The sequence below is a fragment of the Variovorax sp. 10L426 genome, from assembly GCF_056395305.1.
This window is the reverse complement of the sequence record NZ_JBFTJF010000015.1, coordinates 154,533-178,309: the sequence shown is the minus strand read 5'-3', so window position 1 is coordinate 178,309 and position 23,777 is coordinate 154,533. Positions and strand designations below refer to the sequence as shown.

General features: G+C 65.0%; 24 protein-coding genes. 16 read left to right on the top strand and 8 right to left on the bottom strand.

Annotated elements, in window-relative coordinates:
- The first annotated feature begins 24 nt into the window (after window positions 1-24).
- Both AC1DHL_RS21975 and AC1DHL_RS21970 read left to right on the top strand, forming a co-directional pair.
- Window positions 25-711, top strand: coding sequence for a response regulator transcription factor (locus AC1DHL_RS21975; protein ID WP_478099133.1), 687 nt, complete (start codon window positions 25-27; stop codon window positions 709-711).
- Complete coding sequence (locus tag AC1DHL_RS21970; protein ID WP_478099131.1) at window positions 708-1,988, top strand: HAMP domain-containing sensor histidine kinase; 1,281 nt, start codon at window positions 708-710, stop codon at window positions 1,986-1,988. Before AC1DHL_RS21975 ends, AC1DHL_RS21970 begins: the two co-directional genes overlap by 4 nt.
- Here the strand turns inward: AC1DHL_RS21970 and AC1DHL_RS21965 are convergent.
- Complete coding sequence (locus tag AC1DHL_RS21965; protein ID WP_478163356.1) at window positions 1,977-3,620, bottom strand: SulP family inorganic anion transporter; 1,644 nt, start codon at window positions 3,618-3,620, stop codon at window positions 1,977-1,979. The genes AC1DHL_RS21970 and AC1DHL_RS21965 overlap by 12 nt on opposite strands.
- Window positions 3,621-3,727: 107 nt before the next feature.
- Between AC1DHL_RS21965 and AC1DHL_RS21960 the strand changes: the two genes are divergently transcribed.
- On the top strand, window positions 3,728-4,762 hold the full coding sequence (locus AC1DHL_RS21960; RefSeq protein WP_478163355.1) for an NADP-dependent oxidoreductase: 1,035 nt from the start codon (window positions 3,728-3,730) through the stop codon (window positions 4,760-4,762).
- Here the strand turns inward: AC1DHL_RS21960 and AC1DHL_RS21955 are convergent, their stop codons facing one another.
- From AC1DHL_RS21955 to AC1DHL_RS21925, 7 genes are all read right to left on the bottom strand, one after another.
- Window positions 4,763-5,611: a DMT family transporter gene (locus AC1DHL_RS21955; RefSeq protein WP_478099127.1), complete on the bottom strand. Its 849-nt coding sequence runs from the start codon at window positions 5,609-5,611 to the stop codon at window positions 4,763-4,765.
- Between the two features lie 35 nt (window positions 5,612-5,646).
- Window positions 5,647-6,774, bottom strand: a complete 1,128-nt coding sequence (locus AC1DHL_RS21950; RefSeq protein ID WP_478163354.1) for an SLC13 family permease — start codon at window positions 6,772-6,774, stop codon at window positions 5,647-5,649.
- Entirely contained in the window at window positions 6,755-8,299 is a 1,545-nt protein-coding gene (locus tag AC1DHL_RS21945) for a class I adenylate-forming enzyme family protein (RefSeq protein ID WP_478163353.1), read from the bottom strand. The genes AC1DHL_RS21950 and AC1DHL_RS21945 overlap by 20 nt, the downstream gene beginning before the upstream one ends.
- A gap of 115 nt (window positions 8,300-8,414) precedes the next feature.
- Window positions 8,415-9,419, bottom strand: a complete 1,005-nt coding sequence (gene lipA / locus AC1DHL_RS21940) for a lipoyl synthase (protein ID WP_478163352.1) — start codon at window positions 9,417-9,419, stop codon at window positions 8,415-8,417.
- Window positions 9,420-9,438: 19 nt separating this feature from the next.
- Entirely contained in the window at window positions 9,439-10,119 is a 681-nt protein-coding gene (lipB, locus tag AC1DHL_RS21935) for a lipoyl(octanoyl) transferase LipB (RefSeq protein ID WP_478163351.1), read from the bottom strand.
- 10 nt (window positions 10,120-10,129) lie between these two features.
- Window positions 10,130-10,441: a YbeD family protein gene (locus tag AC1DHL_RS21930; RefSeq protein WP_478163350.1), complete on the bottom strand. Its 312-nt coding sequence runs from the start codon at window positions 10,439-10,441 to the stop codon at window positions 10,130-10,132.
- Window positions 10,438-11,343, bottom strand: a complete 906-nt coding sequence (locus AC1DHL_RS21925) for an aminotransferase class IV (RefSeq protein ID WP_478163349.1) — start codon at window positions 11,341-11,343, stop codon at window positions 10,438-10,440. Before AC1DHL_RS21925 ends, AC1DHL_RS21930 begins: the two co-directional genes overlap by 4 nt.
- Before the next feature lie 172 nt (window positions 11,344-11,515).
- On the opposite strand from AC1DHL_RS21925, the gene AC1DHL_RS21920 reads away from it, so the two are divergent.
- The 13 genes from AC1DHL_RS21920 to AC1DHL_RS21860 all read left to right on the top strand — a co-directional run bounded on the left by AC1DHL_RS21920 (window position 11,516) and on the right by AC1DHL_RS21860 (window position 23,709).
- Entirely contained in the window at window positions 11,516-12,004 is a 489-nt protein-coding gene (locus tag AC1DHL_RS21920; protein ID WP_478099117.1) for an ATP synthase subunit I, read from the top strand.
- Between the two features lie 12 nt (window positions 12,005-12,016).
- Window positions 12,017-12,886, top strand: a complete 870-nt coding sequence (atpB, locus tag AC1DHL_RS21915; protein ID WP_478099115.1) for a F0F1 ATP synthase subunit A — start codon at window positions 12,017-12,019, stop codon at window positions 12,884-12,886.
- 67 nt (window positions 12,887-12,953) lie between these two features.
- Window positions 12,954-13,217, top strand: coding sequence for a F0F1 ATP synthase subunit C (atpE, locus tag AC1DHL_RS21910; protein ID WP_007830191.1), 264 nt, complete (start codon window positions 12,954-12,956; stop codon window positions 13,215-13,217).
- An 80-nt stretch (window positions 13,218-13,297) separates the two neighbouring features.
- Window positions 13,298-13,768, top strand: a complete 471-nt coding sequence (locus AC1DHL_RS21905; protein ID WP_478099113.1) for a F0F1 ATP synthase subunit B — start codon at window positions 13,298-13,300, stop codon at window positions 13,766-13,768.
- Between the two features lie 8 nt (window positions 13,769-13,776).
- Window positions 13,777-14,307 carry a F0F1 ATP synthase subunit delta gene (locus AC1DHL_RS21900; protein ID WP_478099111.1) on the top strand — a complete coding sequence of 177 codons (531 nt, stop codon included), beginning with the start codon at window positions 13,777-13,779 and terminating at the stop codon, window positions 14,305-14,307.
- Window positions 14,308-14,343: 36 nt separating this feature from the next.
- Complete coding sequence (gene atpA, locus AC1DHL_RS21895) at window positions 14,344-15,897, top strand: F0F1 ATP synthase subunit alpha (RefSeq protein ID WP_478099109.1); 1,554 nt, start codon at window positions 14,344-14,346, stop codon at window positions 15,895-15,897.
- 21 nt (window positions 15,898-15,918) lie between these two features.
- Window positions 15,919-16,794: a F0F1 ATP synthase subunit gamma gene (gene atpG, locus AC1DHL_RS21890; protein WP_478099107.1), complete on the top strand. Its 876-nt coding sequence runs from the start codon at window positions 15,919-15,921 to the stop codon at window positions 16,792-16,794.
- A gap of 43 nt (window positions 16,795-16,837) precedes the next feature.
- Window positions 16,838-18,253: a F0F1 ATP synthase subunit beta gene (gene atpD / locus AC1DHL_RS21885; RefSeq protein WP_478099106.1), complete on the top strand. Its 1,416-nt coding sequence runs from the start codon at window positions 16,838-16,840 to the stop codon at window positions 18,251-18,253.
- A gap of 9 nt (window positions 18,254-18,262) precedes the next feature.
- On the top strand, window positions 18,263-18,682 hold the full coding sequence (locus AC1DHL_RS21880) for a F0F1 ATP synthase subunit epsilon (protein ID WP_478099104.1): 420 nt from the start codon (window positions 18,263-18,265) through the stop codon (window positions 18,680-18,682).
- 301 nt (window positions 18,683-18,983) lie between these two features.
- Entirely contained in the window at window positions 18,984-20,153 is a 1,170-nt protein-coding gene (locus AC1DHL_RS21875; RefSeq protein WP_478163368.1) for an ROK family protein, read from the top strand.
- Window positions 20,150-21,679: a sugar ABC transporter ATP-binding protein gene (locus tag AC1DHL_RS21870; RefSeq protein WP_478163348.1), complete on the top strand. Its 1,530-nt coding sequence runs from the start codon at window positions 20,150-20,152 to the stop codon at window positions 21,677-21,679. Before AC1DHL_RS21875 ends, AC1DHL_RS21870 begins: the two co-directional genes overlap by 4 nt.
- Complete coding sequence (locus AC1DHL_RS21865) at window positions 21,651-22,676, top strand: ABC transporter permease (RefSeq protein ID WP_478099101.1); 1,026 nt, start codon at window positions 21,651-21,653, stop codon at window positions 22,674-22,676. The genes AC1DHL_RS21870 and AC1DHL_RS21865 overlap by 29 nt, the downstream gene beginning before the upstream one ends.
- Window positions 22,677-22,743: 67 nt before the next feature.
- Entirely contained in the window at window positions 22,744-23,709 is a 966-nt protein-coding gene (locus tag AC1DHL_RS21860; RefSeq protein WP_478163347.1) for a substrate-binding domain-containing protein, read from the top strand.
- Window positions 23,710-23,777: the final 68 nt, after the last annotated feature.

Genomic DNA, 23,777 nt, shown 5'->3' with positions numbered 1-23,777 from the left:
TTTGCGCGTATGCACAATGCCCGAATGCCCCGCATCCTGTTGATCGACGACGACGAGCACCTGGGTGCGCCGCTCGCGAGTTACTTCGCGCGCTTCGACTACGTGCTGGACAGCGCGACCCGTCCGAGCGAAGGCCTGGCAAAGCTGCGCGCGACGACCTATGACGCCGCCATCCTGGACGTGATGCTGCCCGAGATGGACGGCTTTGCGCTCTGCCGCGAAATCCGCAAGCAAAGCGACATCCCGATCGTGATGCTGACCGCGCGCGGCGAGGTGATGGACCGCGTGGTCGGCCTCGAACTCGGGGCCGACGACTATCTGCCGAAGCCCTTCGAGCCTCGTGAACTGGTGGCGCGCGTGCAGACCATCCTGCGCCGCCAGCGGGCGGTGCCGCCTGCGGCGCCATCGCAGCGGCGGGAGTTCGAGGGTCTGTCGATTGACCTCGACAGGCGCGAGGTGCTGCGCCACGGCGAACGCGTGGATCTCACCGGCACCGAGTTCGAGCTGCTGGCCCTGCTGGCGGACCAGCCGGGGAAGGTCTGGAGCCGCGACGACATCCTGAATCGCCTTCGTGGGCACGAAGCCGAGCTCTACACGCGCGCGGTCGACATCGTCGTGAGCCGGCTGCGCAAGAAGCTCGAGCCGCTGGACTGCATCAAGACGCTGCGCAACGCGGGCTACACGCTCGCTGTCGGCAAGAGCGCGTCATGAGGACGCGGCGAGCTGGCCACGGCTGGCGCCATCGCTGGCGGCATTCGTTGCGTGTGCAACTGATCATCGCGTTCGTGCTGCTTGCGCTGGCGATGGCCGCGGTGTTCCTCGGCGGCATGCAGCGGGCCTTCTCGACCGGCTGGCGCGACGCCGCCAGGCCGCTCGTCGCCGACTACGTGGATCGCATCGTGGCCGAGCTTGGCACGCCGCCGGACGTGGCCCGCGCCGAGGCGCTGGTCACGCGGCTGCCGATCTCGATCCGTATCGAGGGACCGGTCGTGAACTGGGATTCACATCCAGACCGTCACCGGCACGGTTTCGGCCCGCGGGGGGACTGGCTCAGCCGCACGACCGCCGATGGCCACCGCATCAGCTTCGGCGTCGGCACGCTGCCCTGGGAGCGTGAGCCGCAGGGCATCGGCTGGATCACGCTCGGGCTGCTGCTGGCCCTGATCGTGCTGGCCTACGCGTACGTCCGCCGGCTGTTGCGGCCGCTGGACGACATCCGTGCTGGCGCGGAGCGCTTCGGGCGCGGCGCCTTCGAGGAACCGATCCCGCTGCGCCGGCGCGACGAACTGGGCGACCTCGCGCTGCGCATCAACACCATGGCCCATGACATCCAGGGGATGCTCGACGCCAAGCGCGCGCTGCTGCTGGCGCTGAGCCACGAGTTGCGCTCACCCCTCACGCGGGCGCGTCTCAACGCGGAACTGCTCCCGGCGACAACGGAGGGCGCGGCCGAGCGCGCTGCGCTCCTGCGCGACCTGGCCGAGATGCGCGACCTCATCAGCGACCTGCTCGAGAGCGAGCGACTCGCCAGCCCGCATGCCGCGCTGCACCGCGAACCGATCGATCTGGCGGCGCTCGTGCGCGAGGTGGTCGACGAGCTTGATGGGGGAGAGAACGTCGCCGTGGAAATCCTGGCGGATCTGCCTTTGCTCTCGCTGGACCGCGCGCGCGTCCGCCTGCTTGCGCGCAACCTGCTCGACAACGCGCTGCGCCACGGGGCCGAGGGTGCGGCGCCTCCTCGCGTGACACTGCGCAGGGCTGGGCAGGGTGTGGAACTGGAGGTGCGAGATTTCGGCCCGGGCGTCGACGTGGCGCAATTGGAACGCCTCGCGGAACCCTTCTACCGGACCGACAGCGCACGCCAGCGCGCGACCGGCGGCGTGGGCCTCGGCATGTACCTGTGCCGTCTGGTGGCCGAAGCGCATGGCGGCAAGCTCACCGTGCGCAACGCCGAACCCGGACTCGCTGTCACCGCGCTATTGACCTGAAGCTGCGGCCCGCGCCTGCTCTACGGCGTCGTCCACGCTCCAGGCGGCGTACGCGGCGGGCGGCAGATCGGGATTGCGCACCTGTTCGAGCAGATCGCGGACCGTGTCCTTGACCCGCGCGAGCAGCAGTCGCGCGCCGCGCTGGCGGACGGAAGCAGCGAAATCGCACAGCGCCTCGATGCTGGTGCCGTCGAGATCCGCCGACTCTTCGAGACTGAGCACCACGTGGCTGATCGGCTGCGTCGCTTCCACGCGGGTCCGGACCGCGGCCAACACGGTGTCGGCATTGCCGAAGAACAGCGGCACCTCGGGCCGTGCGATCAGCATGCCGGCGGGCACCTGGGCTTCTGGGTGGCGCGCAGTGTCCACGTAGTCGTGGCTCTGGCCCAGTCGGCCGAGCCAACTCACGCGTGAATTCGACAGGCCCTGCAACAGCAGGAGCAGGCTGACGCCGATGGCTGCCAGCAGGCCGTCCAGCACGCCGAACAGAAGCACCGCGCCGAACGCGACCAACGCGATGACCCGGTCGCGCCGCCAGGCGAAGTAGGGGCGCAGGCTGCCAGGATTCAGCGTGTGGCCGACGGCATGCATCACGATCGCAGCGAGCAAGGGCTCTGGCGTATGGGCAATCCATGGCAGCAGCGTGATGGCAGCGAGCAGGACTACGGCCCCGGCGATCAGCCCGGCGGCGCGGCTCTGTGCGCCGGCGGCTTCGTTGGCGGAGGTGGCCGAATAGCCGGCGCCGACCGGCATCCCCTGGAACAACCCGGACGCCAGGTTGGCGGCACCGAGCGCCAGCAGGTCGCGATTGGGCGAGACGGTATCGCCGTGCCGCAGCGCAAAGGTGCGGATCGATCCACAGGATTCCGCATAGAGGATCAGCGCCATCGCGAAGGCCAGTTCGCCCATGCGCAGCCACTCCTCGCGCGTGAGCGTCGGCGCGCTGGGTGGCGAGAGTCCGAGCTCGATCGGCCCGACTGCGGCAATGTGCCATTGGCGGCAAAAGCCGGTGACGTCCAATGCGATGCCGGCGGCGATCACGAGCAGCGCTGCGGGCACCGTGCGCCAGCGCCCCAGCCCATGGAGCAGGGCCACGCCGATGGCGGCCATTGCCAATCCCGCGTAGTTCCATTGGGCGAAGCTGGTGATCAGCTCCCACGAAAGGCGAAAGAAATCGCTGTGCACCGGGTGCACATCCACGACCTTGGGCAACTGCTTGACCACGATGGTGAGCGCCAACCCGAGTGCGAAGCCGCGCAGCACCGGCTTGGCGATCAGGTTCGAGACGGCGCCGAGCCGCGCCGCCGCCGCGATCAGGAAGAAGCACCCCGCCAGCAGCACGATCCCTGCGCTGAGGGCCAGTTGCAATGCGGTGCCGCGCGCGCCGGCGGAAGTCGTGGCCGCCAGCAGCACCGCGGCCGAAGAAGACGTGGCCGAAACGATCGCGAAGCGGCTGCTTCCCAGAAGACCGTAGACGAACAGGCCCGCAAACAGCGCGATCACGCCCGACTGGGGCGGCATCCCCGCAATGCCCGAATAGGCGACCGCCTCCGGCAGCAGCAGTCCGGCGATGGAAAGGCCAGCGACCCAGTCGGCGGCGCGGATGGCGCGATGCGCGGGGGGTGGGTTCATGGATGAATGGCGAGGAAACCTGGCCCATTGTCGCCTTCGCTACCAGCCCCGGCGGGTGTCGGCACTACGATGCGCTTGCCCCAGCAAGCCCTCAAGGAGATATGAGCATGAGCAGCACACCCACCAATCGCCAGGTTCGACTCGCCAAGCGGCCCGAAGGCATGGCCACGCGCGACAACTGGCAGTTCACCACCGAGCCGGCGGGCGAACCTGCCGAAGGCGGCGTTCTCGTCAAGGCGCTGTCGCTCTCGCTCGACCCCGCGATGCGCGGTTGGATGAACGAAGGCAAGAGCTATATCCCGCCGGTCGAGATCGGCGCTGTGATGCGTGCGGGCGGCGTGGGGCGCGTGGCCGCATCGCGCAACCCGGCGTTCGCGGTTGGCGACATCGTGTATGGCACGCTCGGCGTGCAGGAGTACGCGCTGATCCCGCAAGAGGAGATCAAGCGCAACGGGCTCACGAAGATCGACCTCAATGCCGGGACGATCACGCAATGGCTCAACGTCCTGGGCATGCCCGGCATGACCGGCTACTTCGGCCTGATGGACATCGGCGAACCCAAGCCCGGCGAGACCGTGCTGGTCTCCGGCGCCGCCGGCGCGGTCGGCCAGACCGTCGGGCAACTTGCGAAGATCAAGGGCTGTCGTGCCATCGGCATCGCCGGCGGGCAGGCCAAGTGCGAGTGGGTGGTGAAAGAGCTGGGTTTCGATGCCTGCATCGACTACAAGGCCGGCCCTGCCGCCGTGCGCGAGGGTCTGAAGACGCATTGCCCGAAGGGCGTGGACATCTACTTCGACAACGTCGGCGGCGAGATTCTCGACGCGGCGCTGGCCAAGCTCGCGCGCGGTGCCCGCATCATCATCTGCGGCGCCATCAGCCAGTACAACAACACGACGCCCGTGCAGGGGCCGAAGAACTACCTGAGCCTGCTGGTGAACCGGGCGCGCATGCAGGGCATGGTCGTGTTCGACTACGCCGACCGCTATCACCTCGCGGTGGCCGAGATGTCGGGCTATCTCAAGGATGGCCGCATGAAGAGCCGTGAAGATGTCGTCGAAGGCATCGAGACTTTCCCCGAGGCGTTGACGAAGCTCTTCACCGGCGAGAACTTCGGCAAGCTGGTGCTCAAGATCGCGGACTGACTACCTTCGCGCCCGCGTCCCCATCACTGCGGCGGAGATGATGAGGACGGCGGCGAGCGCGATGGTCCAACTGAGCGGGCGTTGCGTCACGATCAGCAGTAACGCGGTCGATGCCAGCGGTGTGATGTAGCTCAGGATGCCGATCTGCCGCGCGTCGCCGCGCTTGAGCGCCATGTCCCAGAAGAAGAACGCAGCGCCCAGCGGGCCGAGTCCGCACAGCGTGACGAGCAGCCAGTCGCGCGATGAGAGCGCGACGGAAGGCTCCAGAAGCGCATGGCACGCCAGCGAGAGCGCGCCCGACACCAGTCCGAAGAGGCCGATTGCAGTGGTCGGAAACGCCGGCACGCGCTGCGTCCAAAGCGAGTAGCTGGCCCAGATGAACGCGGAGCCCAGTGCGGGCAGAAAACCCCAGTAGCTCCCGCCAATGTTCGCCGAGACGCCACTGCGCGCGCCGAGGATGGCGATGGCCGCGCCCGCAAAACCCAGCAGCGCTGCCACCACGTGCAGCGGACGCAGCGACACGCCAGGCAGCAGCACCGGCGCCAACACCACCATGAACAGCGGCCAAAGGTAGTTGACTAGGTTCGCTTCGACCGGCGGCGCATGCCGCAGTGCGATGAACAGCAGGAAGTGAAAACCGAACAGACCGTAGACGCCCAGCGCCAGCGTGCGCGCCGGCACCGCCCATGCGCGGCGATTGCGCAGCACGAGCGGCCAGCTCATGACGCTGCCGATCATCAGCGCGAGCCCGGTCAGCAGGAAGGGCGGCAGATGCGAGAGCGAGGTGCCCAGCGAGGCGAGCGTGGCCCAGAGTGCGATGGCGGCGAGGGCGTTCAGCGTAGGAGACATGGGACCGAGCTTAAGCGGACCCGTCGCCCGCCACCTCACCCCAGTCGCAAGAGCAGCGCCGACGCGCCGCAGACAAGCAGGAACGGAATGCTGATGCGATGGAATTCGCGCAGACCGTTCGGCACTTTCGCAAGGCGCAGCGCGATCAGGTTGGCGAGCGAGCCCAGCACGCATCCGAAGCCACCCACACTCACGCCCGCCGCGAGAGCGGGCAGGTCATGCACAAAGTTGTCGAGCAGAATGGTGGCCGGCACGTTGCTGATGAACTGCGAAGTCACGATCGCCGCCAGGTAAGCGCGCCAGCCTTCGCCGATGGGCAACCGACCCAGAAGCGCGGCGATGGCCGGAAGCTCGGCCAATTGCCGCAGGTCGACGAACATCAGCGCAATGATCGCGAGCAAGGCCCAGTCCACGCCCAGCAGCACGCGCGGGCGCAGCAGGAGGAAGGCGCCGAACACACCCGCCAGACCGGCGAGCAGCCAGCGTTGATCGAGCGCAATCACGAAGCCGATGAAGAGCACGCCCGACAAGACCAGCAGGCGCGGTTCGATCGGCGTGGTTTCGCCCGATGGCTTCAGCGTGATCGGCGCGCGTGGCACCAGGAAGCGGATCGCCGCGAACAGCCAGAACAGCATGACCGCCACAGTCGGCGCCATCATGGTCATGAAGCCGACGAAGCTCTCGCCCGATCGATGCCAGAGGAAGAGGTTCTGCGGATTGCCGATCGGCGTCAGCGCGGAGCCGGCGTTGACGGCCAGTGCTTCAATCACCACCAGCCGAACCAAGGGAAGATGCGCTTGCGTTGCCAGCACCCGGGTGAGCGGCACGAGGAGGAACAGGCTCACGTCGTTGGTCACCAGTGCCGACAGCAACGCGGCGCTCGCGGCGAGCAACAGGACGAGGTTGCGCAACTCGGTCGTGCGCGACAGCAGCCGCGCCGCCGCGGCCTGCAGCATGCCGCTGCGTTCGACGCCTTGCGTGATCGCCAGCAGGCCGGCCAGTGCGCCGACGGTCTGCCAGTCCACGAGCCGCACATAGTCCAACGGCGTGCGCGGACGGACCACGGCAAAGACCACGGCGGCGGCCAGCAACACCCACAGCAGCCCGTTGCCGCCGCCATGGTCGGCATCGGCCGGCGCGCCGTCAGCCGGTGTGGCGTTCACGCAGTTCGCGCTTGAGCACCTTGCCGATCGCACTGCGCGGGAGTTCGTCGATGAATTGCACCCCTGCGAGCCGCTGTGTCTTGCCCAACTGAGCGTTGGTCCACTGCAGGAGCGCCTCGGCCGGCGTGTCGTCTCCGGCGTGCCGCACCACGAAGGCCACAGGGGTCTCGCCCCATTGCACCGAAGGCACGCCGACCACCGCAACATCCGCCACCGACCCATGGCCGCGCAGCACCGCTTCGAGATCGCTCGGATAGATGTTGAAGCCGCCGCTGATGATCATGTCCTTTTTGCGATCGAACAGCGTGAGAAAGCCGTCGTCATCGAAACGTCCAACATCGCCGGTGCGGATGAATCGCTTGCCGGCCGGGTCGAACCATTCGGCCTCGCGTGTCTTGCCCGGCTGGCGGTGGTAGCCGACCATCATTCCGGCCGAGTGACCCACGACTTCGCCGGCCTCGCCGGGTGCGACTTCGTTACCGGCCTCGTCGATGAGCCGGATGTCGCTGCCTTCGGCGGGGCGGCCGACGGTATGCAGCTTGTCCGGATGCAGATGGGCTTCGAGGATGCAGGTGCCGCCGCCCTCGGTCATGCCGTAGAACTCGATCAGCCCGCCTGGCCAGCGCGCGAGCACGTCGGCCTTCAGCGCGGCGTTGAACGGCGCGCTGGTGCTGAACTTGAAGCGGAAGCTCGAAAGTTCATGCGCGCCGAAATCGGGATGCGCCATCAGCCGCTGGTATTGCACCGGCACCAGCATCGTATGTGTCACGCGATGGCGCTCCGCCAGCTTCAGGTACCCGGCTGCGTCGAACTTCGGCATCAGCACGACGCAGCCGCCGAATGCGATGGTCGGGAAGAACACGACCAGCGTGGTGTTGGAGTAGAGCGGCGTGGACAGCAGCGTGACCGTCTCGGGCCCGTACTCGTACTTCGCGCCGCGCCTGACGTGTGACCAACGCATGCCGTGGCCCTGCACGATGCCCTTGGGCTCGCCGGTAGTGCCGGAGGAATAGATGATGTTGAAGGGCGACGAAGGATGCAGTTCGACCGCTGCCGGCCGCGCGCCGGAGAGGACGAGCCAGTCGTCGAAGTCGCCGCCCGCGCTCGAGGCGTCAAGCGCAATGCGCGGAATGGCGCCGGGCGCCGCGGGCCCTATGACTTCCGCCGCTGCTTCGTCGACGAACAGGATGCGTGCGTCGGCGTCTTCGATCATCCGCGCGAGGCTCGCGGGCGTGGAGCCGGGCGCCAGCGGCGCGACCGCGACGCCCGCACGCAGCGCGCCCAGGAACACGGCTGCGTAGTTGACGCTGGATGCCGCGCAGATCGCGATGGCATCGCCGGCACGCAGGCCGTCGCGCTGCAGGCTGGCCGCGATGCGGTCCATGAGGGTGTCGAGCGCGCCATAGCTGAGTTCGCGCGTGGCATCCGCCAGAGCCGCCCGCCCGGGGGCCTGCTGCGCATGAAGATGAACAAGCTCGGCGATGGCACCGAAGTCGCGTTGGATGGCTGTCTCGAATTCGCTCATTGTTTGCTCGGGAGGTATTGATCAGCCCGGCCGGCGCAGCCAGGCACCTTCGCGAAACACCGCGGAACCGGCTTCGCCGGGCCGCTGGTTGTTGCCCCCGGTAGGAGGTGGGAGGCTACACGGAGTGAGTCGACCTGGGGGCGAGCTTCGCTTCATGCGCCTGCTGGTCCGCGTGGTAGCTGCTGCGCACCATCGCACCCACGGCCGCGTGGCTGAAGCCCATCTTGTAGGCCTCTTCCTCGAACATCTTGAAGGTGTCGGGATGCACGTAGCGGCGCACCGGAAGATGGCTGTTGCTGGGCGAGAGGTACTGGCCGATCGTCAGCATGTCGATGTCGTGCGCGCGCATGTCGCGCATGACTTGCAGGATCTCTTCGTCGGTCTCGCCGAGTCCGACCATGATGCCGCTCTTCGTTGGCACCTTGGGATGCAACGCCTTGAACTTCTTCAGCAGGTTGAGGCTGAACTGGTAGTCGCTGCCCGGACGCGCTTCCTTGTAGAGGCGCGGCGCCGTCTCGAGGTTGTGGTTCATCACGTCCGGCGGGGCAGCCTTGAGGATTTCGAGCGCGCGATCGTCGCGGCCGCGGAAGTCGGGCACCAGGATCTCGATCTGCGTCTGCGGCGACAACTCGCGGATGTTGCGGATGCAGTCCACGAAGTGCTGGCTGCCACCGTCGCGCAGGTCGTCGCGGTCGACGCTGGTGATCACCACGTACTTCAGGCGCAGCTTGGCAATCGTCTTCGCGAGGTTGATCGGCTCGTCCTTGTCGAGCGGATCGGGCCGGCCGTGGCCGACGTCGCAGAACGGGCAGCGCCGCGTGCACTTGTCGCCCATGATCATGAAGGTCGCGGTGCCGTTTCCGAAGCATTCGCCGATGTTGGGGCACGAGGCCTCTTCGCAGACGGTGTGCAGGTTGCTTTCGCGCAGGATCTGCTTGATTTCGTAGAAGCGGGTCGTGGGCGAGCCGGCCTTGACGCGAATCCATTCGGGCTTCTTCAGGACTTCGCCCTGCACGACCTTGACGGGAATGCGCGACAGCTTGGCGGCGGCTTTCTGCTTGGCGAGAGGGTTGTAGTCCTCGGGGCTCTGCGCGTCGCGGACAACGTTGAGTGTGCTCATGGCTTCTCTTTGGCGGGGCTCAAGGTGCGAGATAGATGTTGAGCTTGTTGCCCAGCACCTGCGCTGCTTCGTCCCAGGTTGTTTGAACGCCGATTGTAGAAAGATCGACGGTTTTCAGCCCCGCGTACCCGCAAGGGTTGACGCGGGAGAAGGGTTCGAGGTCCATCGCCACATTGAGCGCGACGCCGTGGTAGGTGCAATGGCGGCTGACCTTGATACCCAGCGCGGCGATCTTGCCGAGCCCGCGAAACGGGTCATCGGGATGCACTGGGCCAGTCAGTGCCGCATGCGAAAAGGGATCGTCGAGCCGCACGTAGATCCCCGGCGCGCCGCCCACGCGATGGCCGGTGACGCCGAAATGGTCCAGCGTGCGGATCACCGATTCCTCGATGCGATAGACGTATTCCTTGACGTAGTAGCCGGCGCGCCGCAGGTCGATCAGCGGATAGGCCACGACCTGGCCCGGGCCGTGGTAGGTCACCTGACCGCCGCGGTCGGTCTGGACGACCGGAATATCCCCCGGATTCAATACGTGGTCCGCCTTGCCGGCCAAGCCCTGCGTATAGACGGGCTCATGCTCGCAGATCCATAGTTGATCGACCGATTCTGCCGTCCGCTCATGCGTCGCCTGTTGCATCGCGGCGTAAGTCGCGGCGTAGCCGACGCGGCCGAGCAGCGTAACTTCGAGCGCAGCGGTCATCGGGAAGCGCTCAGAGCACCACCTTCACCATGGGATGGCTGGAAAGCGCGCGGTAGAGATCGTCGAGCTGCTCGCGGCTGGTCGCAGTGACGGTGATCGTCACGCCGAGGTAATTGCCGGCCTTGCTGTTGCGCAGCTCGATGGTGCTCGCGTCGAAGATCGGGTCGAACTGTTCGGCGATCTGCGTGACCGCATGCACGAAGCCGTCGACCTTCGCGCCCATGACCTTGATCGGAAACTTCGACGGATACTCGATCAGCGAATCCTTGCGCGCGTCGGTGGGCGCGTCGGACGGCGCGCCGGGCGGTTGAGTGATGCTCATGCTGCGACTCCGTTTTCTTGCGTGCTGCGTGCCTTGGCCTGTTGATAGGCGGCATAAAGGGCCTGGTAGATGGGGCCTGGACGGCCTGCGCCAATCGTCTGGCCGTCGAGCCTCACGACCGGCAGGATTTCCTTGCTGGCCGAGGACAGCAGCAACTCGTCGGCACCGAAGACCTCGTCGCGCCCGATACGGCGCAAGGTGAACGCAATGCCGGCATCGGCGCAAAGCCGCTCGATCAGGCCATAGCGAATGCCGGCGAGCACCAACTCGTCCTTGGGTGGGCCGCTGATCGCGCCGTCCTTCACCACCCAGACGTTGCTCGACGAAGCCTCGCTCAGCGATTCGCCGCGGAACATGATGGTTTCCGCAGCGCCGGCCTCCACGCTGATCTGCCGCGCCAGCACGGCGCCGAGCAGGCTGGTGCTCTTGATGTGCGCCTTTTGCCAGCGGAAGTCGTGTGCGCTCACGCACGCTACACCCTTGGCGCGGACTGCATCGGGGACGGGCTTCATCGGGTTGGCCATGACGAAGACTGTGGGAGTGAGCCCTTGCGGCATCGCATGCTCGCGCGGCGCGACGCCGCGCGTCACCTGGATGTAGACGCCCTGCATGCCGGCGCGGACCGACGGCGACGCCGCTTCGATCAGCCGCATCGCGATGTCACGCCATTGCGATGCGGCCAGCGGATTCTTGATCTGGAGTTCGGCCAGCGACCGGTCGAGGCGAGCCATGTGCTCGTCGAAGCAGAACGGATGTCCGCCGTAGACCGGCACCACTTCGTAGACACCGTCGCCGAAGATGAAGCCACGATCCAGCACACTCACCTTGGCATCTCGAAGCGGCGTGTAGTTGCCGTCGAGGTAACAGATTGAATCGGGGAGGGCGTCGATGATCGGGTGCATGAGGAATTATGGTGGGGGCGCATCGAAGCTTTCCAACCCGGATCTGATTCCGCACCGGAGCGCAAGGATCATTTGCACACACTGGTCGGCCATATGGCTGGGAGCCGTAGCTTTCTACCTATAATCAATGGCTTTGTAGAAATTCTGGGTCGTCATCCGGGCTTCATTCGAAATGAAAACAATCGCCCGCGATGCCTCTAAGGGGGTCCATGAGGACAACCCCGACCCGGAAGACGACTTCAAGCCGCTGACAGCCGAGGAGGCGCAACGGCTGCGCGACAGGAAGCCGTCGATCTCGCCGTGGCGCGTGATCGCAATTCAGGTCGTGGCGGGACTCCTGGTGGCATTGGTCGCCTGGGGGCTGACTGGGAGGCAAAATCTGGGATGGTCCGCCGGATACGGCGCACTGGCGGTCGTTGTTCCCGCTGCGGTATTCGCACGGGGTCTGACCGGAAGGTTTTCTTCCCTGAATCCGGGCACTGCGGTGTTCGGATTCTTCTTGTGGGAAATGGTCAAGATGGTCTTGACGGTGGCAATGCTGATTGCTGCACCAAGACTGGTAGTGGCGCTGAGCTGGCCAGCAATGCTGATCGGCCTGGTGGTGACAATGAAGGCGGCGTGGGTGGCGGTAATGCTCGCTCCCAGGCGCCAGAAACTTTGAGACGAGTAACGGATGGCTGCTGAAAACGCTGCGGAACATGGTCAAACCGCTGGTGAATACATTGTTCACCATTTGACGCATCTTCAGAGCTCCTCGCCTGGAGGTGTCGCCGACTTCTCCGTTTTCAACTTCGATTCGCTTTTCTTCTCGATTGCGCTCGGCGTGCTGGGTTGCTGGATTCTCTGGCTGGCAGCTCGCAAGGCCACTTCCGGCGTTCCGGGCCGCTTCCAGGCCGCGGTCGAAATCCTGGTCGAAGTCGTCGATCAGCAGGCCAAGGGTATCGTCCACAACGCGAAAAGCCGCAAATTCGTCTCGCCGCTGGCGCTCACGGTCTTCGTGTGGATCGTCATGCTCAATGGGATGGATCTGCTGCCGGTCGATCTGTTGCCATTCCTCTGGGCCAAGATCTTTGGCCTGACCGGCGGCGACCCGCACCACGCCTACCTGCGCGTGGTTCCGACGGCTGACCTCTCGGTGGCCATGGGCCTGTCTGTCTCGGTGCTGCTCATCTGCCTTTACTACAACATCAAGATCAAGGGCCTGGGCGGCTGGATCCATGAGCTCTTCACGGCTCCCTTCGGCAATCACTGGGCGCTGTATCCGTTCAACTTCGCGATGCAGATGATCGAGTTCATCGCCAAGACTGTTTCGCACGGCATGCGATTGTTCGGCAACATGTACGCCGGCGAACTGATCTTCCTGCTGATCGCCTTGATGGGTGGCGCCTGGACCCTGTCGGCCACCGGCATTCTGCTGGCCCTTGGCCACATCATCGCGGGCACTGCCTGGGCCATCTTCCACATCCTGATCATCATCTTGCAGGCCTTCGTGTTCATGATGCTGACGCTCGTGTATGTGGGTCAGGCGCACGATCACCACTGATCACTGATCTGCCGGTTTCGATTTCGTTTTTTCTTTTCTCTTCAACCAAAGTCCTCTAGGAGTCATCATGGAAGTTATTAGCTTTGTCGCACTGGCCGCCGGCCTGATCATCGGTCTGGGTGCTGTTGGCGCTTGTATCGGTATCGGCATCATGGGTAGCAAGTACCTCGAGTCGGCCGCGCGCCAACCTGAGCTGATGGGCGAACTGCAAACCAAGATGTTCCTGCTGGCTGGTCTGATCGACGCTGCGTTCATTATCGGTACCGGTATCGCGCTGTGGTTCGCGACCGCCAACCCGTTCCTCGCGCAAATCGCCAACCTGCCGAAGTAATCGGTTCAGGCTTTCTCGTCGAACCCATGTCGTTCTTTCGCTGAATGGCGTTGGATTCATTCCCAAAGAGAGGGTGAAAAGTGAGCATTACCGGTACCCTGATCATCCAGATGATCGTGTTCCTGATTCTTGTCGGGTTCACGATGAAGTATGTGTGGCCGCCTATCGCCAAGGCGCTGGACGATCGTGCCCAGAAGATCGCCGAAGGCCTTGCCGCAGCCGACAAGGCCAAGTCCGAGCTGAGCGCCGCCAACAAGCGCGTGGAAGCCGAACTGGGGCAGGCTCGCAACGAGTCCGCCCAGCGTCTTGCAGATGCCGAACGTCGTGCGCAGGCCATCGTTGAAGAGGCCAAGGCCCGCGCCACGGAAGAAGGCAACAAGATCGTTGCGGCCGCTCGCATCGAAGCCGAGCAGCAGGCCATGAAGGCGCGTGAAGTCCTTCGCGAGCAAGTGGCTGCACTGGCCGTCAAGGGCGCCGAGCAGATCCTGCGGAAGGAAGTGAACCCGGCTGTCCATGCCGATTTGCTGTCCCGCCTGCAGACCGAACTCTGATCGAAGCCATGGCAGAACTCGCCACCATTGCACGTCCTTACGCCGAGGCGCTCTTCAAGGCGTCCTCGTCGGACCTGTCCGGCGCCAGCGCCTGGCTCGAGAAGGTTGCGGCCATCGCCGGCAACGCCGAGCTCCAGCAGTTCGCCGACAACCCCAAGGTCACGACCGACCAGGTGTTGAGCGTTGTCGCCGGTGCCTTCGATTCAACGCTGCCGCCCGCCGCGCAAAACTTCCTGACGGCACTGCTCGAGAACGGACGCTTCACCGCGCTGCCGGAAATCGCGAAGCAGTTTCGGACGCTGGCAAATGCGCAGAGCGGTTCGTCCGATGCGGTGGTGTACAGCGCCTTCCCCATCGACGAAGCCGCATTGGGCAACGTGGCTGCCGCGCTAGAAAAGCGCTTCGGCCGCAAGCTACAGGTCACGGTCCAGCAGGATCCGTCGCTGATCGGCGGCATCCGCGTAGTGGTCGGCGACGAAGTGCTCGACACCTCCGTCAAAGCGCGTCTTGAACAAATGAAAGTTGCGCTGGCAGCCTGAGGCCGCCAGCCCCCTTAACGAAAGAAGGAAAGAGTCATGCAACTCAATCCAGCAGAAATTTCCGAACTGATCAAGAGCCGCATCGAAGGTCTCGGCGTCAGCGCGAACATCCGCAACGAAGGCACCGTGGTGTCGGTGACCGACGGTATCGTGCGCGTGCACGGCCTGTCGGACGCGATGCAGGGCGAAATGCTCGAGTTCCCGCCTTCCGCCGATGGCACGCCGTCGTACGGCCTCGCACTGAACCTCGAGCGCGATTCCGTCGGCGCCGTGATTTTGGGTGAGTACGAGCACATCTCCGAAGGCGACACCGTCAAGTGCACGGGCCGTATTCTGGAAGTGCCGGTCGGCCCCGAACTCATCGGCCGCGTCGTGAACGCACTGGGCCAGCCGATCGACGGCAAGGGTCCGGTCAACGCCAAGATGACCGATGTGATCGAGAAGGTTGCTCCGGGCGTGATCGCCCGAAAGTCGGTCGACCAGCCGATGCAGACAGGCCTGAAGTCCATCGACTCGATGGTGCCGATCGGCCGTGGCCAGCGCGAGCTGATCATCGGCGACCGCCAGACCGGCAAGACGGCCGTGGCCATCGACGCGATCATCAACCAGAAGGGTCAGAGCATGACCTGCGTCTACGTCGCGATCGGCCAGAAGGCTTCGTCGATCAAGAACGTGGTGCGCGCTCTGGAACAAGCCGGCGCGATGGAATACACCATCGTGGTTGCCGCCTCCGCCTCGGAATCGGCCGCCATGCAATACGTGTCGGCCTATTCGGGCTGCACGATGGGCGAATACTTCCGCGATCGCGGCCAGGACGCGCTGATCGTCTATGACGACCTGTCCAAGCAAGCTGTGGCTTACCGCCAGGTGTCGCTGCTGCTGCGCCGCCCGCCAGGCCGCGAAGCCTACCCCGGCGACGTGTTCTATCTCCACAGCCGTCTGCTCGAGCGCGCAGCCCGCGTGAACGCCGACTACGTCGAAGCCTTCACCAAGGGTGAAGTCAAGGGCAAGACCGGTTCGCTGACCGCACTGCCGATCATCGAAACGCAAGCCGGCGACGTGTCCGCCTTCGTTCCGACGAACGTGATCTCGATCACCGACGGCCAGATCTTCCTGGAAACCAACCTGTTCAACGCTGGTATCCGTCCCGCCATCAACGCCGGTATCTCGGTGTCGCGCGTGGGTTCGTCGGCGCAGACCAAGGTCATCAAGGGCCTGTCCGGCGGTATTCGTACCGACCTGGCGCAGTACCGTGAACTCGCTGCCTTTGCGCAGTTCGCTTCCGACCTCGACGAAGCGACCCGCAAGCAGCTCGACCGCGGCGCCCGCGTGACCGAGCTCCTGAAGCAGGCGCAATACAGCCCGCTGCCCATCTCGCTGATGGGTGCCTCGCTGTTCGCAGTGAACAAGGGCTTCATGGACGACCTCGACGTGAAGAAGGTGCTGCCGTTCGAACACGGCCTGCATCAGTTCCTCAAGTCCAGCCATGGTGCGCTGCTCGACAAGATCGAGCAGGCCAAGGCGATCGACAAGGATGCGGAAGCCGAACTGACGACCGCCGTCACCGCGTTCAAGAAGTCGTTCGCCTGATCGACCAAGCAAGGAGCCCCAATGGCAGCTGGTAAGGAAATCCGCGGCAAGATCAAATCGGTGGAGAACACCAAGAAGATCACCAAGGCCATGGAAATGGTGGCCGCGTCGAAGATGCGCAAGGCGCAGGAACGCATGCGTGCCGCCCGCCCCTACAGCGAGAAGATCCGCAACATCGCGGCCAATCTCGGCCACGCGAACCCGGAGTACACGCACGCCTTCATGAAGACGCACGACGCGAAAGCATCGGGCTTCATCCTTGTCACGACCGACAAGGGCCTGTGCGGCGGCATGAACACCAACGTGCTTCGCGCCTTGACCACCAAGATGCGCGAAGAGCAGTCGGCCGGTGTCGCCATCGAGGCGGTGGCAATCGGCAACAAGGGCCTGGGTTTCCTGAATCGTGTCGGCGCGCGCGTGGTGTCGCATGTCACCCAACTGGGCGACACGCCGCACCTCGACAAGCTGATCGGCCCCGTCAAGGTTCTGCTCGATGCGTATGCCGAAGGCAAGCTCAGCGCGGTCTACCTCTGCTACACCAAGTTCATCAATACGATGCGCCAGGAGTCGGTGGTCGAGCAACTGCTGCCGCTGCAGGCCGACTCGCTGAAGGTCGAGAAGGGCCAGCACTCGTGGGACTACATCTACGAGCCCGATGCGCAGAGCGTGATCGATGAGCTGCTGGTGCGCTACGTGGAATCGCTCGTGTACCAGGCCGTGGCCGAGAACATGGCGTCGGAGCAGTCGGCACGCATGGTCGCCATGAAGTCGGCCACCGACAACGCGGGCAACGTGATCAACGAACTCAAGCTGGTCTACAACAAGACCCGCCAGGCAGGGATCACCAAAGAGCTGTCGGAGATCGTTTCCGGCGCCGCGGCGGCCGCGGGCGTCTGAGCCCTTCGGACCTCAACAGATTTAAATTTTTATCGGAGCAGACATGGCTCAAGCAGAAGCAGTTCAAGGCAAGATCGTTCAATGTATCGGCGCCGTGGTCGACGTGGAGTTTCCGCGCGACAAGATGCCCAAGATCTACGACGCCCTGAAGTACGAAAGCGGCGGGCTGACCCTCGAGGTGCAGCAGCAACTCGGCGACGGCGTGGTGCGCACGATTGCGCTCGGCTCGTCCGACGGCCTGCGTCGCGGCCTGATCGTGACCAACACCGGCGCACCGATCACGGTGCCCGTCGGCAAGGCGACGCTGGGTCGCATCATGGACGTGCTGGGTCGTCCCATCGACGAGCGCGGCCCCGTGGGCCAGGAACTCCAGGCTTCCATCCACCGCAAGGCACCTGAATACGACGAACTCTCGCCCTCGCAAGACCTGCTCGAAACCGGCATCAAGGTGATCGACCTGGTTTGCCCGTTCGCCAAGGGCGGCAAGGTGGGCCTGTTCGGCGGCGCCGGCGTGGGCAAGACCGTGAACATGATGGAGCTCATCAACAACATCGCCAAGGCGCACTCGGGTCTGTCCGTGTTTGCCGGCGTGGGTGAGCGCACTCGCGAAGGGAACGACTTCTATCACGAGATGGCCGACTCCGGCGTCGTGAACCTCGAGAAGCTCGAGGACTCGAAGGTGGCCATGGTCTACGGCCAGATGAACGAGCCCCCGGGCAACCGTCTGCGCGTGGCGCTGACCGGCCTGACCATCGCCGAGTCGTTCCGCGACGAAGGCCGTGACGTGCTTTTCTTCGTCGACAACATCTACCGCTACACGCTGGCCGGTACCGAAGTGTCGGCTCTGCTGGGCCGCATGCCTTCCGCCGTGGGCTACCAGCCGACGCTCGCCGAGGAAATGGGCCGTCTGCAAGAGCGGATCACGTCGACCAAGGTCGGCTCGATCACCTCGATCCAGGCCGTTTACGTGCCGGCCGATGACTTGACCGACCCGTCGCCCGCCACGACCTTCGCCCACCTGGACTCGACCGTGGTGCTGTCGCGTGACATTGCCTCGCTCGGTATCTACCCCGCCGTGGACCCGCTCGACTCGACCTCGCGCCAGCTCGATCCGCTGGTGGTTGGCGAAGAGCACTACAACGTGGCCCGCTCCGTGCAAGGCACGCTGCAGCGCTACAAGGAACTGCGCGACATCATCGCGATTCTGGGCATGGACGAACTGGCACCGGAAGACAAGCTGGCCGTGGCTCGCGCCCGGAAGATCCAGCGCTTCCTGTCGCAGCCTTTCCACGTCGCTGAAGTGTTCACGGGCTCGCCCGGCAAATACGTGCCGCTGTCCGAGACCATCCGCGGCTTCAAGATGATCGTGAACGGCGAAGCCGACCACCTGCCGGAACAAGCGTTCTACATGGTGGGCGGCATCGACGAAGCGTTCGAGAAGGCCAAGAAGGTCGCTTAAGGAATCACCATGGCAGGCACCATTCACGTGGACGTGGTCAGCGCCGAGGAGTCCATCTTCTCGGGCGAGGCCAAGTTCGTCGCGCTCCCCGGCGAAGTCGGCGAACTCGGCATCTACCCGCGCCACACGCCGCTGATCACGCGCATCCGCCCCGGCGCCGTGCGCATCGAGACGGCTGACGGCGGGGAGGAATTCGTCTTCGTAGCCGGCGGCATCCTGGAAGTGCAGCCTACCTCGGTGACCGTGCTGTCCGACACCGCGATCCGCGGCAAGGACCTCGACGACGAGAAGGCGAATGTCGCCAAGGCCGCCGCCGAAGAAGCGCTGAAGAACGCCAAGACCGATATTGACATCGCGATGGCGCAGTCGGAACTTGCCGTGATGGCTGCTCAACTGGCCGCCCTGCGCAAGTACCGCGAGAAGAAGTAGCTCGCCCCCAGGTTGGCTCACTTCGTGTAGCCGCCCACCCCCTGCCGGGGGCAACACCAGTGGCCCGGCAAAGCCGGTTCCACGGTGTTTCTGGATTGAAAAGCCGCCTTTGGGCGGCTTTTTTCGTTTTTGGCGCCGATGGTCTCCATCTTCGATCTTTATTTGGTCGAAGTTAAGTCTTGTTTGGCTGAAGCTCCGCTCATAGTATTCGGCTTCGCTTCGGTTCTCATCGTGTCCGAAGCGGACAAGAACGAGACGGAGACAAAACGTGAGCCCCTGGAGTCGCCTGACGACGGATGAGCTGCAACTGCTGGAGACGACCTTCTGGTCGGCCGGCGGCTCGCGCCATCGCATGGCGGACGAGTTGGGCTTCTCCAAGAGCAAGGCGAACTCGCTGATCGCGGGGCTCGTCGAGCAGGGGCTTTTGGCCGAGGCGGGGCTCCAGCGTTCCACCGGCGGGCGGCGTCCCGAGAACCTCCAGTTGCATGCAGGGCTTGGCGTGTTGGTGGGCGTGGACATCGGCGCGACCAGTCTCGATGTCGCCGTCCTCGCACCCAATCTGAGCGTACTGGCCCATCACGCAGAGCCGGCCGATGTGCGCGAAGGGCCGGGCGTGGTGCTGGCTCGCGTCCGCAGTCTGATCCGGGAACTGCTTCAGAGGGCGGGCTTCGAGGCCAAACACGTGATCGGTATCGGCATCGGTGTGCCAGGGCCGGTCAACTTCGAGATCGGGCAGCTCGTGAACCCGCCGCTGATGCCGGCGTGGGACAGCTTTTCCATCCGCGACTACCTGCGCGAGGACTACGCTGCGCCGGTCTTCGTGGACAACGACGTCAACCTGATGGCGCTCGGTGAACTCTGGCGGCTGAAGCGTTCGCTTTCCAACTTCCTCGTGATCAAGGTCGGCACCGGCATCGGCTGCGGCATCGTGTGCCACGGCGAGGTGTATCGGGGCGCAGCAGGCTCTGCGGGCGATGTCGGCCATATCTGCGTTGATCAGGAAGGACCGCGCTGCCACTGCGGCAACCTGGGATGCGTCGAGGCGATGGCGGCCGGTCCGGCGATCACGCGCATGGCGGTCGAGGCCGCTGAGGCCGGCGAAAGCGCCGCGTTGGCCGAATGTCTTCGCACGCAAGGCCGCATCGAGGCCACCGATGTCGGCCAGGCGAGCCGCGCCGGCGACGCGGCGGCCAACGCCATCGTGCAGCGCGCGGGCAGCCTCATCGGGCAGATGCTCGCGTCGATCGTCAATTTCTTCAATCCGTCGCACGTCTTCATCGGCGGGGGCATCACGCGCATCGGGCCGCTGTTCCTCGCTGCCGTGCGGCAGAGCGTCTATCAACGTTCGCTGGCGCTGTCCACGAGGCATCTGGAGATCCAGTACACGCCGCTCGAAGGGCAGGGCGGCTTGATCGGCGCGGGCGTCCTGGCCATGCAGGAGACCCTCAAGGTGCGAGGCGTGGCGCCATGAAGGCAACCGCCGCCAAGCCCTCGCTCGTGAAGGCCGCCGTCGCGGTGGAATTCGAAAACGTCGAGAAATCCTTCGGCCCGGTACAGGTGCTGCATGGTGTCAGCTTTTCGTTGGCGCCAGGCCGCGTCTACGGCCTGCTCGGCGAAAACGGCGCGGGCAAATCGACGCTGATGAAGATCCTCGCCGGCTACGAGTCGCCGAGCGGCGGCAGCCTGCGCGTCAACGGCGAACTGCAGGTGTTCCACAGTTCGCGCGATGCCGAAGCGCTGGGCATCGTGCTGATCCACCAAGAGTTCAACCTCGCCGAAGACTTGAGCGTGGCGCAGAACATCTTCCTGGGGCACGAAAAGCGAAAGGGCTGGCTGCTCGACGATGCGGCCATGGTGCGCGACTCCGCCGCGGCACTGGCCCAAGTCGGACTTCGGATCGATCCGACGACCAAGGTGCGCCGGCTGATCGTCGCCGAAAAGCAGATGGTGGAAATCGCCAAGGCCATTTCGCGTCACGCACGCCTGCTGATCATGGACGAGCCCACGGCGACCCTGACGCCGGGCGAAACCGAGCGCCTCTTCAAGCTGATCGCCCAATTGCGTGCAGACGGCGTGACCATCGTCTACATCTCGCACAAGCTCGACGAGGTGGAGCGCGTGACCGACGAAGTCATCGTGATGCGCGACGGTCGCTTCGTGGCGCGTGCGCCGACCTCCGACGTCACGCGGCACCAGATGGCCAACCTGATGGTCGGCCGCGAACTGGCCGATCTCTATCCGCCGCGGGACGCGGTCGTCGCCAGCGCCGCCCCCGCGATGCAGGTGCGCAACTTCACGGTGCCGGGCTGGGCCGACAGCGCCAGTTTCGAAGTTCGCCCCGGCGAGATCCTTGGCTTTGCCGGCCTGGTGGGCGCTGGCCGCACAGAGTTGTTCGAAGGCCTGCTCGGCTTGCGCCCGGCCGGCGGCGTGGTCGAGATCGGGGGCCGCGCCGTTCAGTTTTGCAATCCGCGCGACGCCGCGAAACACGGCCTGACCTATCTCAGCGAGGACCGCAAAGGCAAGGGCTTGCACGTGCATCTCGGCTTGCGGCAGAACCTCACGCTGATGGCGCTGGAGCGCTACGCCGCGCCGTGGCTCAAGCCCGACGCGGAACGGGCCGCACTGGCCGAGGCCGTGAAGGACTACGGCATCCGCACCGGCAACCTCGATGCGCGCGCCTCGTCGCTGTCCGGCGGCAACCAGCAGAAGCTCGCGCTCGCGAAAGTGCTGCAGCCCCAGCCGAAGGTTGTCGTGCTCGACGAGCCGACGCGCGGTGTCGACGTCGGCGCCAAGCGCGACATCTATTTCCTGATCCAGCGGCTCGCCCGACAAGGGCTGGCCGTCATCGTCGTGTCATCCGAACTGATGGAACTGATCGGCCTGTGCCATCGCGTTGCCGTGATGCGCGCAGGCCGTCTCGTCACCACGCTCGACGCCGAACATCTCACCGAAGAGGAGCTGATCGCTCATGCCACTGGAACAGCCCCAGAGCGCTGACCCGCAAGCTCAGCCCGCGCACCGCAGCGAGGCCCGGCCGCGCTGGACCGAGCGTCTGCACGGCCTCGGCCCCGTGATCGGGCTGGTGCTGCTTTGCATCGCGGGCACGCTGCTCAACAGCGACTTCGCGACGCTCGACAACGCGATGAACGTGCTCACGCGCACGGCCTTCATCGGCATCATCGCGGTCGGGATGTGCTTCGTGATCATCTCGGGCGGCATCGACCTCTCTGTGGGTTCGATGGCGGCGCTGATCGCGGGTTGCGTGATCATGTTCATCAACGCCATGGGGCCGGCGCTCGGTTCGCCGTTGCTGGCGGTGATGCTGGGCGCGGTCCTCGCGGTGGTGCTCGGCGCGGTGTTCGGGCTCGCGCACGGGCTGCTCATCACCAAGGGGCGCATCGAACCCTTCATCGTGACGCTGGGCACGCTCGGGATCTTCCGCGCCTACCTGACCTACTTCGCCAACGGCGGTGCGCTCACGCTCGACAACGACCTCTCGGACCTTTACGCGCCGGTGTACTACGCGAGCCTGCTCGGCATTCCGGTGCCGGTGTGGGTGTTCCTGGTCGTCGCGGTCATTGGCGGCGTGATCCTCAATCGCACGGCCTACGGCCGCTATGTGCAGGCAATCGGCTCCAACGAACAGGTCGCGCGCTACGCGGCCGTCGGCGTCGACAACGTGAAGATCCTGACCTACGTGCTGCTCGGCGTGTGCGTCGGCATCGCAACCTTGCTCTACGTGCCCCGGCTCGGTTCCGCATCACCGACCACCGGCCTGCTGTGGGAGCTCGAAGCCATCGCCGCGGTGATCGTCGGCGGCACCGCGCTCAAGGGCGGCTCGGGCAGCGTCGTCGGCACGGTGATCGGCGCGATCCTTCTCTCGGTCATCAGCAACATCCTGAACCTCACCAGCATCATCAGCGTGTACCTCAACGCCGCGGTGCAGGGCTTCGTGATCATCGTCGTCGCCTTCCTGCAGAGAGGGCGCCGCTAGCCATGTTTTCAGCGTTTCCAGCGTTTCCCGTCCGTTCCGTTCCATCTATCCAAAGGAGACAAGCAGCATGACATCCATCACCCGACGCATCGCATTGAGCGCCGTTGCCGCCGCGGCCATTGCGGCCTTCCCGGCCCTCGCGGCCGCCGAGCCGGTCAATCTCGGCGTATCGATTCCCGCGGCGACGCACAGCTTCATGGGCGGCATCAACTACTGGGCCGAGCAGGCCAAGAAGGATCTCGAGAAGGAACACAAGGACCTGAAGATCACGATCAAGACGGCCGCCAATGCGCCCGAGCAGGCCAATCAATTGCAGGATCTGTCGACCGTCACCAAGATCAACGCGCTCGTGATCTTCCCGTTCGAATCGGCAGCGCTCACCAAGCCGGTGGCGCAGGTCAAGGCCAAGGGCACCTACGTGACCGTGGTCGACCGCGGCCTCACCGACACCAGCGCGCAGGACGCCTACGTGGCCGGCGACAACACGGCCTTCGGCAAGATCCCGGCCGAATACATCGCGAAGAAGCTGGGCGGCAAAGGCAATGTCGTCGCGCTGCGCGGCATCCCGACCACGCTCGACAACGAGCGCATGGACGCCTTCAACAGCGTGATGAAGAACTACCCCGACATCAAGATCCTCGATGCCAAGTACGCCAACTGGAACCGCGACGATGCCTTCAAGGTCACGCAGGACTACTTGACGCGCTTCAAGGACATCGACGCCATCTGGGCCGCCGACGACGACATGGCGGTCGGCGTGCTGAAGGCCGTCGAGCAGGCCAAGCGCAACGACATCAAGATCGTCTTCGGCGGCGCGGGTGCCAAGGGCATGGTCAAGACCATCATCGACGGCAAGGACCCGCGCATCGACGCCGACGTGAGCTATTCGCCCAAGTTCATCTACGACGCGATCAAGCTCACGGCCGAGGCGCGGCTGAAGGGCGAGAAGCTGCCGGCGACGACGATCATTCCTTCGGTGCTGATCACGAAGGACAACGCCAAGAGCTTCTATCACCCGGATTCACCTTTCTAAGGCTCGCCCCCAGGTTGGCTCACTTCGTGTAGCCGCCCACCCCCTACCGGGGGCAACACCAGCGGCCC

What these genes read in the sequence shown, in the direction of transcription:
- lipB (WP_478163351.1), bottom strand. Translation starts at nt 10,119, where the DNA reads ATGACCGCTGCGCTCGAAGTTACGCTGCTCGGCCGCGTCGGCTACGCC.
- AC1DHL_RS21955 (WP_478099127.1), bottom strand. Translation starts at nt 5,611, where the DNA reads ATGTCTCCTACGCTGAACGCCCTCGCCGCCATCGCACTCTGGGCCACG.
- atpA (WP_478099109.1), top strand. Translation starts at nt 14,344, where the DNA reads ATGCAACTCAATCCAGCAGAAATTTCCGAACTGATCAAGAGCCGCATC.
- lipA (WP_478163352.1), bottom strand. Translation starts at nt 9,419, where the DNA reads ATGAGCACACTCAACGTTGTCCGCGACGCGCAGAGCCCCGAGGACTAC.
- AC1DHL_RS21960 (WP_478163355.1), top strand. Translation starts at nt 3,728, where the DNA reads ATGAGCAGCACACCCACCAATCGCCAGGTTCGACTCGCCAAGCGGCCC.
- AC1DHL_RS21970 (WP_478099131.1), top strand. Translation starts at nt 708, where the DNA reads ATGAGGACGCGGCGAGCTGGCCACGGCTGGCGCCATCGCTGGCGGCAT.
- AC1DHL_RS21975 (WP_478099133.1), top strand. Translation starts at nt 25, where the DNA reads ATGCCCCGCATCCTGTTGATCGACGACGACGAGCACCTGGGTGCGCCG.
- AC1DHL_RS21870 (WP_478163348.1), top strand. Translation starts at nt 20,150, where the DNA reads ATGAAGGCAACCGCCGCCAAGCCCTCGCTCGTGAAGGCCGCCGTCGCG.
- AC1DHL_RS21900 (WP_478099111.1), top strand. Translation starts at nt 13,777, where the DNA reads ATGGCAGAACTCGCCACCATTGCACGTCCTTACGCCGAGGCGCTCTTC.
- atpE (WP_007830191.1), top strand. Translation starts at nt 12,954, where the DNA reads ATGGAAGTTATTAGCTTTGTCGCACTGGCCGCCGGCCTGATCATCGGT.
- AC1DHL_RS21860 (WP_478163347.1), top strand. Translation starts at nt 22,744, where the DNA reads ATGACATCCATCACCCGACGCATCGCATTGAGCGCCGTTGCCGCCGCG.
- AC1DHL_RS21965 (WP_478163356.1), bottom strand. Translation starts at nt 3,620, where the DNA reads ATGAACCCACCCCCCGCGCATCGCGCCATCCGCGCCGCCGACTGGGTC.
- AC1DHL_RS21930 (WP_478163350.1), bottom strand. Translation starts at nt 10,441, where the DNA reads ATGAGCATCACTCAACCGCCCGGCGCGCCGTCCGACGCGCCCACCGAC.
- atpB (WP_478099115.1), top strand. Translation starts at nt 12,017, where the DNA reads ATGGCTGCTGAAAACGCTGCGGAACATGGTCAAACCGCTGGTGAATAC.
- AC1DHL_RS21920 (WP_478099117.1), top strand. Translation starts at nt 11,516, where the DNA reads ATGAAAACAATCGCCCGCGATGCCTCTAAGGGGGTCCATGAGGACAAC.
- AC1DHL_RS21945 (WP_478163353.1), bottom strand. Translation starts at nt 8,299, where the DNA reads ATGAGCGAATTCGAGACAGCCATCCAACGCGACTTCGGTGCCATCGCC.
- AC1DHL_RS21925 (WP_478163349.1), bottom strand. Translation starts at nt 11,343, where the DNA reads ATGCACCCGATCATCGACGCCCTCCCCGATTCAATCTGTTACCTCGAC.
- atpD (WP_478099106.1), top strand. Translation starts at nt 16,838, where the DNA reads ATGGCTCAAGCAGAAGCAGTTCAAGGCAAGATCGTTCAATGTATCGGC.
- atpG (WP_478099107.1), top strand. Translation starts at nt 15,919, where the DNA reads ATGGCAGCTGGTAAGGAAATCCGCGGCAAGATCAAATCGGTGGAGAAC.
- AC1DHL_RS21880 (WP_478099104.1), top strand. Translation starts at nt 18,263, where the DNA reads ATGGCAGGCACCATTCACGTGGACGTGGTCAGCGCCGAGGAGTCCATC.
- AC1DHL_RS21865 (WP_478099101.1), top strand. Translation starts at nt 21,651, where the DNA reads ATGCCACTGGAACAGCCCCAGAGCGCTGACCCGCAAGCTCAGCCCGCG.